A 281-nucleotide genomic window follows, 5' to 3' on the forward strand; every position below is an offset into this window, starting at 1 on the left:
TCGAGCAGGCCGTTATTGAGGACATAGCCGTCACCTCCGGCGACCACACGGGTCGGGGACACTCCCTCAGGAAGTCCCGGGTCGGCCGATTGCACGCTGTACCCGCACTGCGGCACTTCGGCGTAGGTCAGTTCTCCATTCGGTAGTTCCACCACTTCCTGACGTTCCTGGGCCAGAGTGTTGAACACCACGACAGGGTTCTCCACGCCGCTGGTGTCGACCTTTTCCACAATCCGTGCTGCCGCGGCATCACGCACGGCGGCTGCCACCTTGGCGACGTT

General features: G+C 63.0%; 1 protein-coding gene. It reads right to left on the minus strand.

All coding sequences use genetic code 11. The annotated features are described in order from the left end of the window. The coding region (locus HW115_RS19580) for a hypothetical protein (protein ID WP_178935362.1) at positions 1-281 on the minus strand (281 nt) is incomplete at both ends.

The sequence above is a fragment of the Oceaniferula marina genome, from assembly GCF_013391475.1.
GTDB classification, from domain to species: Bacteria; Verrucomicrobiota; Verrucomicrobiia; order Verrucomicrobiales; family Akkermansiaceae; genus Oceaniferula; species Oceaniferula marina.